The organism is Bartonella sp. MR168JLCBS (assembly GCF_042194175.1).
In genome coordinates, this window is record NZ_JBHIMP010000019.1 from 1 (window position 1) to 13,654 (window position 13,654).

General features: G+C 41.8%; 12 protein-coding genes and 2 pseudogenes. 6 read left to right on the top strand and 8 right to left on the bottom strand.

The annotated features are described in order from the left end of the window. Together ACFIK8_RS08170 and ACFIK8_RS08175 are read right to left on the bottom strand one after the other, a co-directional pair. Nucleotides 1-420: pseudogene (locus ACFIK8_RS08170) on the bottom strand (hypothetical protein); the annotation flags it as partial. 1 nt (nucleotide 421) lies between these two features. Then, nucleotides 422-847: a hypothetical protein gene (locus ACFIK8_RS08175; protein ID WP_375636728.1), complete on the bottom strand. Its 426-nt coding sequence runs from the start codon at nucleotides 845-847 to the stop codon at nucleotides 422-424. 224 nt (nucleotides 848-1,071) lie between these two features. Here ACFIK8_RS08175 and ACFIK8_RS08180 point away from each other — a divergent pair, with 224 nt between their 5' ends. From ACFIK8_RS08180 to ACFIK8_RS08205, 6 genes and pseudogenes are all read left to right on the top strand, one after another. Further along, nucleotides 1,072-2,238 carry a tyrosine-type recombinase/integrase gene (locus ACFIK8_RS08180; protein WP_375669154.1) on the top strand — a complete coding sequence of 389 codons (1,167 nt, stop codon included), beginning with the start codon at nucleotides 1,072-1,074 and terminating at the stop codon, nucleotides 2,236-2,238. A gap of 208 nt (nucleotides 2,239-2,446) precedes the next feature. Then, on the top strand, nucleotides 2,447-2,647 hold the full coding sequence (locus ACFIK8_RS08185; protein WP_007347209.1) for an AlpA family transcriptional regulator: 201 nt from the start codon (nucleotides 2,447-2,449) through the stop codon (nucleotides 2,645-2,647). Between the two features lie 137 nt (nucleotides 2,648-2,784). Beyond that, nucleotides 2,785-3,435: a hypothetical protein gene (locus ACFIK8_RS08190; RefSeq protein ID WP_375669155.1), complete on the top strand. Its 651-nt coding sequence runs from the start codon at nucleotides 2,785-2,787 to the stop codon at nucleotides 3,433-3,435. A gap of 105 nt (nucleotides 3,436-3,540) precedes the next feature. After that, nucleotides 3,541-3,831, top strand: coding sequence for a CopG family ribbon-helix-helix protein (locus ACFIK8_RS08195; RefSeq protein WP_208439813.1), 291 nt, complete (start codon nucleotides 3,541-3,543; stop codon nucleotides 3,829-3,831). Then, on the top strand, nucleotides 3,828-4,100 hold the full coding sequence (locus ACFIK8_RS08200; RefSeq protein WP_015856212.1) for a type II toxin-antitoxin system mRNA interferase toxin, RelE/StbE family: 273 nt from the start codon (nucleotides 3,828-3,830) through the stop codon (nucleotides 4,098-4,100). Before ACFIK8_RS08195 ends, ACFIK8_RS08200 begins: the two co-directional genes overlap by 4 nt. A 160-nt stretch (nucleotides 4,101-4,260) precedes the next feature. Continuing rightward, a pseudogene (locus ACFIK8_RS08205) lies at nucleotides 4,261-4,479 on the top strand (DUF3987 domain-containing protein); the annotation flags it as partial. A gap of 321 nt (nucleotides 4,480-4,800) precedes the next feature. On the opposite strand, the gene ACFIK8_RS08210 reads toward ACFIK8_RS08205, so the two are convergent. The 6 genes from ACFIK8_RS08210 to ACFIK8_RS08235 all read right to left on the bottom strand — a co-directional run. Continuing rightward, entirely contained in the window at nucleotides 4,801-5,388 is a 588-nt protein-coding gene (locus tag ACFIK8_RS08210) for an SMI1/KNR4 family protein (RefSeq protein WP_375669156.1), read from the bottom strand. A 52-nt stretch (nucleotides 5,389-5,440) separates the two neighbouring features. Then, complete coding sequence (locus tag ACFIK8_RS08215) at nucleotides 5,441-6,022, bottom strand: SMI1/KNR4 family protein (RefSeq protein ID WP_375669157.1); 582 nt, start codon at nucleotides 6,020-6,022, stop codon at nucleotides 5,441-5,443. A gap of 108 nt (nucleotides 6,023-6,130) precedes the next feature. After that, nucleotides 6,131-6,595: an SMI1/KNR4 family protein gene (locus tag ACFIK8_RS08220; RefSeq protein ID WP_375669158.1), complete on the bottom strand. Its 465-nt coding sequence runs from the start codon at nucleotides 6,593-6,595 to the stop codon at nucleotides 6,131-6,133. Between the two features lie 108 nt (nucleotides 6,596-6,703). After that, on the bottom strand, nucleotides 6,704-7,168 hold the full coding sequence (locus ACFIK8_RS08225) for an SMI1/KNR4 family protein (RefSeq protein WP_375669159.1): 465 nt from the start codon (nucleotides 7,166-7,168) through the stop codon (nucleotides 6,704-6,706). 53 nt (nucleotides 7,169-7,221) lie between these two features. Then, nucleotides 7,222-7,794, bottom strand: a complete 573-nt coding sequence (locus tag ACFIK8_RS08230; protein WP_375669160.1) for an SMI1/KNR4 family protein — start codon at nucleotides 7,792-7,794, stop codon at nucleotides 7,222-7,224. Nucleotides 7,795-7,858: 64 nt separating this feature from the next. Next, nucleotides 7,859-13,654: DUF637 domain-containing protein (locus ACFIK8_RS08235; RefSeq protein WP_375669161.1), on the bottom strand; the 5,796-nt coding region annotated here is incomplete at its 5' end.

Consider the following 13,654-nt stretch of genomic DNA (forward strand, 5'->3'; position numbering starts at 1 on the left):
TACACCTGCATGTGCACCGGACCCATAACGACCCGCACCTGCAAAAGAACTGTTAATCGTATCTCTTACACGGTCTAAGCTATTTTGAAGGGCGGCATTAAAAGACGGATTCTGTCCAACCATACCACCAGAAGCCATATGTCTAAGATTCATGGCTGCCGACGTTGGATTGTAGATTGTATTCATCAAAGAGCGATTTTGATAATGATGAGGAATACTGCCAAGACCACTAATGCCATAGCGCGTTTGATCACTTAACGGGGCAATACGAGGTCCCCCATACACATTCCCCCCAATCCCTGTGTCATACATTTGATACGCATCCCTACCCCCACGCTTAAATACATTCTCCATCCAAGCAGGAGGGGCGCTTGTCTGTACCTGCTTTTGTTCTGTTGTTGCTGGTGTATTGCTCCCCATTTCATAATTCCTTCCTGTAATAAAGCATATCTATGCTGTAACCTTGCTTGTCCAATGCACGTTTCCAACCCAAACGACCCAAGATCTCCATTTCAAAAGCCCCATTCTCACGCGCCCAATCCTCTGCAACTTGCAAATTGTCAACTTGATCAAGAACACCCTTGCCACTACATTCACAAATGAGCGCGCGCTTCTTTCCTAAAACTGTCTGTTGTATCTGGGTCGTGACTGCTGCTAAAAATCGCTCTTCATCATCCAAAACAAGCCATAACTGTTTCTCGCCCATGCAAATAGATTCAATGAGTTCTTGCAACGTAACTTCATGTTTAAAACGCTCTACATACTCTCTAAAAGATGCAATAATCTCTTCAAGATAAGGGGCTATACGCTCCATATCCCAAGAACTGGTCAAAAAGACTTTTGCCATTACCCTCTACCAAAAGGACGTAAATCCACATTAAACCCCGTAATCATCGTACAAGATATTGATTTATAATGATAATTCACTGTTTTGTATGTTGAGTGAGAGTCCCGAATAACGTAAGATTCTCTCATTTCAAATCTGTTTATCTTGAATCAATCAAAACCACTATTTGCACATAACAAGTGGGATGAGCGTGTGGATCAAATTTGTATAAGAAAGGACTAAAAATGGCTCTTATGAACCGTCTTAATGCAAGGGCTGTCGCAACATTGGGGGCTGGCAAATATAATGATGGTGCTGGCTTGTTACTTCATAAGCGTAAAGATGGAGGTGCTCAATGGATTTACCGTTATACCATTCATGGTCGGCGCCGCGAAATGGGCTTGGGTGCCTTGAGAGATGTTTCTTTAAAACAAGCCCGTGAATTGGCAACTGGGTGGCGTTCTGTTCTTCGTGAAGGGCGTGACCCTATTAAAGAACGTGAAAAACAAAAGCGTGAGGCAATAAGTAATCTCCATTATTTAAAAGATATCGCGTTGGATGCTTTTGAAAGTCGTAAAGCTGAATTAAAAAATGATGGTAAAGATGGGGATTGGTTTTTACCATTACGCCTTCATATTCTGCCCAAATTAGGCTGTCTTCCCGTTTCTGAGATTACACAAACAGAGATACGCAATGTTCTTGCCCCTATTTGGCATACAAAAGCTGGAACAGCTAATAGAGCTCTTATTCGTCTCAACCTTTGTCTTAAACATGCGGCTGCCTTAGGATTGGATGTTGATTTACAAGCAACAGAAAAAGCACGCGCGCTCTTAGGTAAACAACGTCATAAAACGCAAAATTTACCAGCCATGGATTGGAGAGAGGTTCCGGCTTTTTATAAAACACTCTGTGAAGCATCAACCATAACACAACTGGCTTTGCGTTTGCTTATTCTGACAGGCGTTCGTACCAATCCTTTACGTCATATTCATAAAGATCAAGTTGAGGAGGATATATGGACCATTCCTGCTGAGAATATGAAAGGAAGGCGTGATGCTACAACAGAATTTCGCGTGCCTCTATCAACAGAAGCATTAGAAATTCTAAAACAAGCGCGCTTGCTCTCTCGTAATGATTTCTTTTTTTCTGCTAGAGGTCGTGGTCCCCTCGCTGAGAAATGTATGGCCACGTATATGAGAAAAAATAAAATTGAAGCCTGCCCCCATGGATTTCGTTCTAGTTTACGCAATTGGCTCGCTGAAACAACCGATGCCCCCTATGAGGTCGCTGAAACCATTCTAAGTCATACGGTCGGGGGTAAAGTAGAGCGTGCCTATCGTCGTACCGACTATCTAGAACAGCGTCGTGTCTATATGGATAAATGGGCGGCTTATGTCACCGGTCAATCTTAAGATATGGGGTGCATAACCCCATTATCTGTGCATAACTTTAACTCTCTTGTCTCTCATTCTCTCTCAATAAGATTCATCACGCCTCACATAAGAAATTATATGATAAAATATTGTTTTCTATAAATAAAATACCTTCAAAAATGAACCAAAATATGGTTAATAAATACTTATAATTTGTTACCATTTTTTATAGTGAAAGGAAATTATTATGACAGAAAATGATATTCTTTTAACAGATCGTGAAAGTGCAAAACTGCTTCATATGAGTGTCTCAACATTCCGCCGTCATGTTACCAATGGCTCTCTCCCAAAACCTTTAAAATTTGGTTTTTTATCGCGTTGGTTACAATCAGATCTTTTGAATGTCATCGAGCAAGCAAAACAGCAACGTCAAAGTGACGCGGCATAAAAAGAAAACCTTGTCACGTAAGGACGGACAAGGCTTTCTCAAGCTCATCACCCTAAAGAGTGCACAATCCGTCCTATGACACAACGTTATAGGATTTAAAATGATGTGTTCTTTTAAGAATGCGCACGGTATCACACGTGCTGTGCCGGAGGTTGGCATGGGCGTTATGGACCCGTTGCCCTGCTCATGATGATAGGCTACCTAGCTTATCCCTTGCCAATGGACATGATGGGCGTCTTTTACTCTATTGTTATGCTGGCTGCTCTTTTAGAGAGATCATACAAGCGCTCATTAGAATTGGCTTGCTTGGAAAACAAGCTTATGATCAGACGCTTTCTTTATCCAAACAGTTTTGTGCTGATTTCAAACGAGCAAAAAAGAAAGCAGAGAGAGCAAAAGCAATTTGGCAACAATGCCAACCAATCAAAAATACTTTAGCAGAAACCTATTTACGCATGTGGGAAATCACATGTGAGTTGCCTACTGATTTACGCTTTCACGACAACTGTCCGCACCCATTAGGAATGACACTACCCGCGTTGGTGGCTCTTGTTAAGGGTGCTGACTCTTTTGCCATTCATAGAACCTTTTTACAAGCCAATGGATGCAAAACAGATCAAAGACCAGAAAAAGCCATGTTGGGATCTGTAACGGGTGGTGGGGTGCATTTAAGTCAAGCCAATCCCAAACATCTGGTCATTTGTGAGGGCATTGAAACCGGTCTGGCTCTGCTGTCTGGGTTGTTATCTGAGCCTGTGAATTTATGGGCGTCCCTTTCAACCCTATGAAAATGCAAAATAGATATAAAATATCCATTCTAATAGTACCTATTGAAGAAATAGTAAAAATACATTACATTAGAACTACTTTGTAACACATTAAGTGGTCGTAAAATGGCTGAGACAACATTTACCTTTCGCGTCGATGATGTATTAAAAAATGAATTTTCCAAAGCAGCAAAGGCGTGTGATAGATCTGCTGCACAATTATTGCGCGATTATATGCGCGATATCGTAAAAGAACAAAAAGAAAAAAGTGCATACGATTTATGGTTTCGGGAACAAGTTCAATTAGGGATAAATTCTGCTAATGCAGGTGATATAATATCTTCTGAAGAAATCGAAGCAGAAGCAAAGGAATGGCGCCTAAAAACACAAAGTAAACTCGATAGATCAACTTTATGAAGCTAATTTGGACACAAGTAGCACACGTTGACCGCAAAAAGATCCGTGAATACATATCACAAGATAATCCTTCTGCTGCCTTAAAGTTTGATCAACTTTTATCTGAAAAAGTAGAAAAACTTGTTAAATTTCCTACTCTTGGTCGTTTAGGACGAATTGTAAATACACGTGAACTTATTGTACATTCAAATTATATCATGATTTATGATATTTCAAATGGCGTTGTGCGTATTTTACGTGTGCTTCATACAAAGCAAAAATTTCCTTAATCAACTGTATTTTTATTTACTTGGTAATTGAAGCAAATTATTTTCTACAATACTGCGCTCCCTATCAGTAAGTAATGATAGATTACTATTTTTATAATGTTGCGAATATGATTGCATAATGCACTTTGCACACCGCTTAGTTTCTACTCGTAAAAATAATGATGATACTCTTGGTAAACGACGCTTTATTGTCAATGATATCACGGTCGAAAAGCTTGGGGAACTCTTAAAAGCCCCCCGTGGTCTCTTAATGGTGCGTGATGAATTGTCTGGTTTTTTAGCCAATCTGGAACGTAAGGAATATCAAACAGACCGTGCTTTTTATCTAACGGCTTTTAATGAAGATGATCAATTTACCTATGACCGTATCGAGCGTGGAATAAACGATGACGGTTTTTCGTAAAATCTCTGGAGACAATAGCTCCCAAGGCGGTAGACCTATCATACGTTATGAACAGCATCCTTTAGTGAAAAGTCATAAGACATCGCACTGAGGCAATTTGGAAATCTTATAAAATATTAAACAATATAACAGTGAACCTTCAAAGCACTCCCCATCATTAGTTTTGGGGGACTTTGGGGGTGCCGCTTATATGTATTATTTTATTTTTGATTGAAAAAAATATATAAGGGGGGGAAAAGGAACCATCAAAACCTTCAAAACTTGCGTTATAAACGCTCCATATTTCCTCTATCAATTTCACCTCTTCCATAGTTTTTTCCAAAAACTCTTGTAAAAAGGGATAGATTGCGGAGTGGGAGTGTTCTCAATCTTTTCAATCGGTTGATCACCATCAGGTATCTCAACTCCCGCGTGTACTTTAATTCTTTTGCATAGGAATTCATAAAAATTACTGGCGTAATATTCGGACTCCTCATCCGCAAACATGACATAGATTGGACATTCTCCATCCCTAAACTGCGTATAATCAAAATAAAAGGTTTCATCAAGATCATAACTCACAACGAGCTGTTCTGGTGTCGCAAAACCATGTTTTCTATCGAGTAAGTTTTGGTAAACAATATCACCAGCAGGAATACCTTCCCCACAATCTCCATAAAGGCTATAAATTTCTTCACCACCAATTTCTCCTCCTCCATATTTTTTTAAAAAAACTTTGTAAGAGGATGTGAATTGTACGCCGAGAGTTTTCTCCGCCTTTTCAATCTGTAGATCATCTGTTTCATTCTCTTCATCATCTTCACTACCCAAATTGATAATCTCATCATCATATTTATTCACTTTATCAATTAATACTGCAACATCATCTAAGGTATAGGTTTTCATAAATGAACCTCAAAACGTGCGTTATAAACGCTACAGATTTCCTCTATCAATTTCACCTCTTCCATAGTTTTTTCCAAAAACTCTTGTAAAAAGGTACAGGTTGCGGAGTGGGAGTGTTCTCAATCTTTTCAATTGGTTGATCACCATCAGGTATCTCAACTCCCACGCTTTCTTTAATTCTTTTGCAAAGGAATTCATAAAAATTACTTGCGTAATATTCGCAATCTTCAGATGGAAGCATGACATAAAGTGGGCATTCACCATCCCGAAACTGCGTATAATCAAAGTAAAAAGTCTCACCAAAATCTGTTCTACTTACGATAAGCTGTTCTGGTGTCGCAAAACCCCTTTTTCTATTATTTAAGTTGCGGAAAACAATATCACCAGCAGCAATACCTATTCCACAATCCCTATAAACGCTACAGATTTCATAACCTCCAATTTCTCCTCCTTTATAATTTTTTAAAAAACTCTTATAAGAAGATGTAAATTGTAAACCGAGAGCTTTCTCCGCCTTTTCAATCAGTAGATCATCAACTGCATTTTCTGCAATCCCAAAATTGATAATCTCATCATCATATTTATTCACTTTATCAATTAATACTGCAACATCATCTAAAGTATAGGTTTTCATAAGTCCTTCCCCCCTAAAAAATATTAACGACGCTTGCATTCTTGAAAAGAAAAAAATAATGGTGGTTTAACATTGCAATTTGAAAGTAAAACCACCATACAAAAAAATCTACTTCAAATTATCTGTAATCCTTTTACAGAGGAATTCATAGAAGTTACTTGCATAATATTGTGGATCTTTGGGTGGAAAATCAAAATAGAGTGCACATTCTCCATTCTGGAATTGAGAATAATCGAAGAAAAATGTCTCTCCAAAATCGGTTCTACTAACAATAAGTTGCTGTGGCGTTGCAAAACCATTTTTTCTATAATTTAAGTTTTTATAAACAATATCATCACTACGAACAATCTCAAAGTTTGTATCATAAACGCTACATATTTCCTCACCACAAATTTCCCCTCCTCCATAATTTTTTAAAAAACTTTTGTAGGACGAAGTGAATTGTAAACCAAGAGTTCTCTCAGCCTTTTCAATCAATATATCATCAGGTGCATCCTCTGCAGTGCCAAAGTCGATAACATCCGGATACTTATTAATTAATTGTGCAACATCAGCTAAGGTATAGGTTTTCATAAGTCCTTCCCCCCTAAAAGAGATTAACAATTCTTGCATTTTTTGAAAACAAAAAAGAATGACGGCTTTAACAGTGTATTTCAAAAGGAAACCGCCCGACAAAAAGCGTCATTCCAAATTAGCTATAATTCTTTTACAGAGGAATTCATAGAAGTTACTTGCGTAATGCTCTGAATCTCCAGATGCAATTTCAACATAGAGTGGGCATTCACCATCCCGAAACTGAGAATAATCAAAATAAAATGACTCATCCAAATCATTTGTACAAACGACAAGCTGTTGTGGTTTTGCTAAACCATTTTTTATATCTGTTAAGTGATTGTAAACAATATCATCACTACGTGCAATCTCAAAGTCTATAAGATAAACGCTCATTATTTCTTCATAACCAATTTCTCCTCCTCCGTAATTTTTTAAAAAACTCTTGTAGGAAGTTGTAAACTGCAAACCGAGAGTTTTCTCTGCTTTTTCAATTAGTACATCATCAACTCCATCATCAGCAGTACCAAAATTGATACGATCGCTATACTTATCAACTAATTGTGCAACATCATCTAAGGTATAGGTTTTCATAGATGAACCTTCAAAACTTGCGTTATAAACGCTACAGATTTCCTCTATCAATTTCACCTCTTCCATAGTTTTTTCCAAAAACTCTTGTAAAAAGGGATAGGTTGCGGAGTGGGAGTGTTCTCAATCTTTTCAATCGGTTGATCACCATCAGGTATCTCAGCTCCCACACTTTCTTTAATTCTTTTACAAAGGAATTCATAAAAATTACTGGCGTAATATTCGCAATCTTCAGATGGAAGCATGACATAGATTGGGCATTCTCCATCCCGAAACTGCGTATAATCAAAATAAAAGGTTTCACCAAAATCAGCATCACAAACGATAAGCTGTTCTGGTGTTGCAAAACCACGTTTCCTATCATTTAAATTTTGGAAAACAATATCATCAAAAGGAATATCTTCTCCACACTCCTTATAAAGCCTATAGATTTCATAACCACCAATGTCCCCGCCTTTATAATGTTTTAAAAAAACTTTATAGGAAGATGTGAATTGCAAACCAAGAATTTCCTCAGCTTTTTCAATCACGAGATCATCAACCTCCTTATCTTTGCTAGCAAAATTAACAATATCACCTTCATATTTATCAACTAATTGTATAACATCATCTAAGGTATAGGTTTTCATCAATTATTCTCCATCAATTATTCTATAAATCTCTGTTTTTTCTCTTTTCATCAACCGTAGATCACTACTGCCGGTGCTCCTGTCCCCATCTGTCAAAATCTATACCCATGATACCCCATTTCATATTAATTATTCCTCCTAAACTACTGTTTTTTTGTTCTCCATGCCCATTGCCGTATTCTTTCCAATATTCCTTTCTCTGCTTCTTAAACTTTTTTCTCTCTATAAGCGATTGATGTGTTTTTGGATTAGCATGAATAACAGAAGTATATTTTTTATGAAATTCATGGCTCATTTCCGCTAGGGGTCCATCGGGGGTTTGCTTTAGGTGATGCAACTCAATAGGCTTACCATCAAACCCCATAGGTGCTCTTCCTGTTTTTGTCCTTTCAACATTGGTGCCCCATACCGTTTCCCCTTTTTCAGTCCATTTAACCCTTTGGTTAGGATCAAACTGGTCGTCTCTCCGATAAACTGTGTAGGTCTGTCCAAATTTGCTATCGGTAAATTTAGTGGGTTTCTTTTTTAACCAAAGCTTTTTTTCTTTAGCAGCGAGTTTAGTTAGTTCTTTCCTAGCAGCTAGTTTGTCAGGATCTCCTTGAGCTGCAAGTTCTGCAAGATTTTTCTTGGAAGCGAATTGGGCAAAATCTTTCCTAGCAATGAATTTAATCCAAGCCTTTTCGCCAAGCTTTATGGCTCCCTTGGCTGCTCCAGCAACTCCTGTCATTAGGGATGCTGTTTCAGTCAATAATTTTCCAAATTCAAGTCCAGCTTTAAAGGATCCACCAGCACCGGCTCGCTCATATTCCTCCTCCATTTTATTAATGCGATCTACATAGGACTGTCCAAGGGTCCGACCAATTGTCGCCAAAATCTCACCACTGCTGAAAAAATCTTTGAGCGCTTTCAAAGTCTCTTCGGGATGTTTGGCTATTTGGAAAAAACCATCAACCGTATCGTATATTTCAGCCGGTACACCAGCTACTATACCAGCCCCAAAGCTTATATCTTGCCCTGTACTAATCGCAGACCACTTCGCAGACACTGCTGCTTCACATAAAAGGTCAGGACACTCCTTTAATTCTTTCTCCATCTGAGCTTGTTGCGCACTGCTGAGGTAGTTATTTGCAGCGGCATTACCTGCGGCATCGGCGCCGGCATCAACATTGCCACCGGCAAGGGCAGCGGCAACGCCCCCGGCAGCCCGTGCGACATCAATGGTGTGGTCTCTAAAGTCAGCAAACTGCGCATCAATCTTTGCGTTTATACGCGCTTCCTCTTCCGGAGTTGGGGTGCGACCGTTTAGGTCCCCCATTTCCTCTTTCACAATGCCTTGCACCCACAATTGAAACTGGAGCATGGCTGTGGCTTCACCCACAGCCCCGCCGATAGCACCGGCAGAGCAAGCGCCGCTCGCAACCGCGCCTTTTAAGCAGCCTAGACCAGCATGGGCAACAATTTGTGTGATCGTATCTATTTTGCCTTCTGCCTTGGCGGTACCGATTTCTTCTGCCAACGATTTGCCAACCGTATCAGACAGGGCGATGCGCAGATTGTTAAAAAAGTTCTTGTCAAGAGAGCCACCCTCAAGAGCCGTTTGCACGCCTGTGCCAATAGCGGCTTTGATCAGGTTCTTTTCCGCTTCAAGGGCGATACGATCGACAAAAGGAGCGGTTTTTGGCAAAGATTGTCCAACACCAACCATTTCCGTTATTTGGCTGGTTAAGCCCGCTGTCAACATCGACGAAACAATGCTGAGAATATTCTTGGAAGAACCAAGCTCATGCAAGGCGCCGGCAATATTGCCGCGATTATTGACAAGAGCCACAGCGCTTTTGTTAATCAGCGCTTGGACACCTGCCTGTATCGCCGCATTCATGGCGGTGCTCGAGCCAAGCCCCAAAGCACCGGTAATGGCACTGGCAGCGCCCGAGGCTGCTCCACCCGTAACCGCCGTGACAGCCAAGGCCACGAGAGCCGCACCGGCTTCTGTCAGCCCTTGGGCTTTATAATCCCAGTCTTTAAACTCAGCTCGAACTGCTTGCCAATCAACTTGCTTGGATAATTCTGGATCATCACGCAGTTGCTTGATCCATGCCAAGCCTGGAGAGTGTGACAATTGCTCAAGGGATTTGTCTAAATCACCGGTTGCCTCATATTCAACAACAAAGCCATTGCCTGCATCAAGCTTCATGCCACCCTTAGCATCTATGGTGACATGCTCGATGGTCTCCTTAAGGTAACCTTTGTCACCCTCACTCCACCACACAAGGTTTTCATTACGCTGATAAACATCCTTAAAATCTTGATCCTTGTTGGTGAGAAACTTGATCTTCCCATTATCTGATGTCAAATGCGTCTGACCACCACTTGATAGCCCTGCCGCACCAAGTGTGAGATCCCCATTTTGCGCGTGTATGGAGAGGTCTTTGCTAAACTCCACCGTGCTTTTGTTTGTGGTAACTTCAGTTGATTGTTGACGAAACTTATTCTTTTGTTTCGATTTGTCGCCTTCTTTGCCCCTAAGATCCAAGTCAAAACTGTTAACGTCTTGCACCGAAGTCAGCGTGAAAGCACCACCACTGGTGAGATTCCCATTACCTTCTACTTTTACCTTAACCCCATCCATGATGAGGTCGTCGTTCGTAACAACGTTAAGATCATCCCCACTGTTAACTTCACTCAAACGGTGCTCTCTGCTTTGGGCGTTATAATGCCCTTTTTCCAATGTCTGCTCATGTTCACTTTCTAGCGCCAATGCACTAAACGTGGCAGAACCACCGATAATCATCGTCGTCGAACCGCCGCTGGTGAATTCCCCACCCTCTGCGCCAAGATCACTAAGGGATTGGATGTTTAATTCATGATCAGAGAGAATTTGTCCCTTCTGCCCAGCTCGATCACCAAAACCATATGCATTCGTGTCACGGATTTTAGCGGTGCTATTGACAATCGTATCACCCGTCATGGTAACCGTATCACCATGAATAACACCGGAAGAATTGGCTAAAAGACCGTTACTGGTGAGCTCTACAGCACCTCTGGCATCTAAAAACCCACCATTATTGAACAAAGTTTGCGTAGTCGAAACGTGCAGTGCATCATCACTTACCACAGCACCGCTATTGGTAAGACGGTCCGCATTCAAGGTGACCCCATTCCCTTTCAAACGTGCACTAGCAAGATTTCCTTGCAATCCTTGTGCGTTTTTTATCCCTTGTTCTAAAGAAGAATTTGGTGCCAAATAAACGTGGGGCACTAAGACCTCTTGTCCGTCGACAAGGTGAATTTCAAGCCAGATCATATCCTTTTTGATCCCAGCAATCTGCTGAGGCGTTAAGGGCTTGCCTAGCACTAACCCCAAGGGACCTTGCTGCTCCACAGCATTGTCATAAAGCCTTTGCATTTGAGCATTGGGATCTTCAACATCAAGAAGAGTGCGATTGCCTGTCAGCTCAAAGATTTGCTCACCCACCAGACGATATTCAAAATAAGCATCGCCCAATCTTTTAAACACGTGCTCAGGCTTGTAATTGCCAATCTTTTTTAAGTAATAGTCCGATCCTAAAAATTTGCTTGGATTGATAAAATCTGGACGCGTCTCGATTAAAAATGGCACATCCGGTGATTGACTGCCAGCCAACTCTGTTTTGATAGAGCTAAGCCCATCTTGCGTTGGCACCTGTATGGATTCTGGTGCGGGAGTTTGGATGCTCGGTGCAAAAAGCCCTTTGTGCCCTTTCAAACCATTGATAATGCCGTCCAATCGATCATCACTAATCAGTGGTTTTGAACCATCAAAATCGGTGTTTTTAACACCAGCCAAACCTTGATCGCCAGAGCTATAGCTGATCGACGGTTTAAAACCATCAAAGTCAGTATTTTTAACGCCAGTCAAGCCTTTATTGCCAGAGCTTAAGCCAATTTGACCGGCTCCATCACGCACCGCATGATTGTCAAGAGTGTCTGTAACCTTGACATCAAGAGTGCCACCCGCTTCAATCGTCCCGTAAACAGCATCATAAGTGCGTTTGGTTATTACAGGATTATCAACATATTCCCATGTGTCTGTATCTCCTAATTGAATAAGCCCTGCACCCAAAATATCACTAGATGTAGTTTCGATATGTGTTGTCGTCTCAATCTTGGTTGTTTCGGTTAAATCACGCCCCTCATTGAGCAGCGTATCGCCATGCATCACAATGTTGCCATTGGCAGCAATTAAGCTATAGCTATTACGGATATCGCCGGCATGAACCGTGAGATGACGCCCTGCTAAAATCTGGGCAGCATTATTGGTAAAATGAGGCTGCTGCTGACTAACCGTCGTTGTAACTCTGGTAGTTGTGGTAGTTGTATCAACAAAAAGCCACCCATCTGTTTCGGTATGTGATGTTTCATGGACATTGCGATTAACCACTTTATCGGTAACTTCAACCCCACCTTCGCGCACATTGGTAAGCGCTGAGACATCGAAGGTCATATCGCCGGATACGGCTTCTAAAAGCCCTGAGCTGTTGATCACATGACCAGCTCGCTCTCCACTTAAGCCACGGATGATGAGATTGTCTTCAGCAATGACATCGGCAAAATTAAAATTATTGATAAAATCCCCATCTAAGGAGAAAATGGCAGATTTCTTAGCATAAATCAGACCGCTATTGCTCAGATCACCACTCACATTGAGCGCAACCCCATCACCACTTGAACCAATACTGCCGGCATTGTCCAAAACATCTGCGGTTAAAACAAAAGCGCCACCACTTTTGAGTACACCGTCTTCACCATTTAAAACCAGAGCAGCTTGCCCCAATGACGGATCATGGCTTTCTGCTATAAGCGTAAAGCTGTCACTGGCTAAAAGCTGACCTGAATTGGCTAAAGACCCAAGCTTCGCATCAACAACACCGCCCACCATGATACCGGAATTGCTTAAAACACCATGGCTGTTGAGAGTAAGTACACCGCCTTGCGCTTCCACAAGCCCAGCTTGGGTGAGTGTGCCTGCCTTCAGCGTTACATCATAGGCGGCAACCTCACTTGTCTCACCCAGTGTCAAGGTGCCATCAGTTGAGAGCTCTATCCGCTCTTGCGCAACAATGCGCCCCGTTTGGTTTAGAGTGTTTTGCGCACGCAAAGCAATAACGCCATTGCTTGCAAGCATACCGCTATTGGTTAAATCACCGTAACTTTCGAGAGTAAGTTCCTCACCTTGCGCTTCTATAAGCCCAGCTTGGGCGAGGGTGCCTGCCTTCAGCGCCACATCATAACCGCCAATTTGGCTTGTCTCACCCAGTGTCAAGGTGCCATCAGTTGAGAGCTCTATCCGCTCTTGCGCAACAATGCGCCCCGTTTGGTTTAGAGTGTTTTGCGCATTCACAGTGATTGCGCCATTACTTGCTATCGTGCCGCTATTGGTTAAATCACCGTGGCTCTCGAGAGTAAGTTCCTCACCTTGCGCCTCTATAAGCCCGGCTTGGGCGAGTGTGCCTGCCTTCAGCGCGACATCATAGCCACCAACTTGGCTTGTCTCACCCAGTGTCAAGGTGCCATCGGTTGAGAGTTCTATCCGCTTTTGCGAAACAATGCGCCCCGTTTGGTTCAGAGTGTTTTGCGCACGCACAGTGATTGCGCCATTGCTTGCTATCGTACCACTATTGATTAAATCACCATGGCTTTCGAGAGTAAGTTCCTCACCTTGCGCCTCTATAAGCCCAGCTTGGGCGAGTGTGCCTGCCTTCAGCGCGACATCATAGCCACCAACCTCACTTGTCTTACCCAGCGTCAAGGTGCCATCGGTTGAGAGTTCTATCCGCTTTTGCGAAACAATGCGCCCCGTTTGGTTCAGAGTGTTTTGCGC

Excerpts from the sequence above, each read along its gene's own strand:
- ACFIK8_RS08210 (WP_375669156.1), bottom strand. The coding sequence starts at position 5,388 with ATGAAAACCTATACCTTAGATGATGTTGCAGTATTAATTGATAAAGTG.
- ACFIK8_RS08230 (WP_375669160.1), bottom strand. The coding sequence starts at position 7,794 with ATGAAAACCTATACCTTAGATGATGTTATACAATTAGTTGATAAATAT.
- ACFIK8_RS08185 (WP_007347209.1), top strand. The coding sequence starts at position 2,447 with ATGACAGAAAATGATATTCTTTTAACAGATCGTGAAAGTGCAAAACTG.
- ACFIK8_RS08215 (WP_375669157.1), bottom strand. The coding sequence starts at position 6,022 with ATGAAAACCTATACTTTAGATGATGTTGCAGTATTAATTGATAAAGTG.
- ACFIK8_RS08200 (WP_015856212.1), top strand. The coding sequence starts at position 3,828 with ATGAAGCTAATTTGGACACAAGTAGCACACGTTGACCGCAAAAAGATC.
- ACFIK8_RS08220 (WP_375669158.1), bottom strand. The coding sequence starts at position 6,595 with ATGAAAACCTATACCTTAGCTGATGTTGCACAATTAATTAATAAGTAT.
- ACFIK8_RS08175 (WP_375636728.1), bottom strand. The coding sequence starts at position 847 with ATGGCAAAAGTCTTTTTGACCAGTTCTTGGGATATGGAGCGTATAGCC.
- ACFIK8_RS08195 (WP_208439813.1), top strand. The coding sequence starts at position 3,541 with ATGGCTGAGACAACATTTACCTTTCGCGTCGATGATGTATTAAAAAAT.
- ACFIK8_RS08225 (WP_375669159.1), bottom strand. The coding sequence starts at position 7,168 with ATGAAAACCTATACCTTAGATGATGTTGCACAATTAGTTGATAAGTAT.
- ACFIK8_RS08180 (WP_375669154.1), top strand. The coding sequence starts at position 1,072 with ATGGCTCTTATGAACCGTCTTAATGCAAGGGCTGTCGCAACATTGGGG.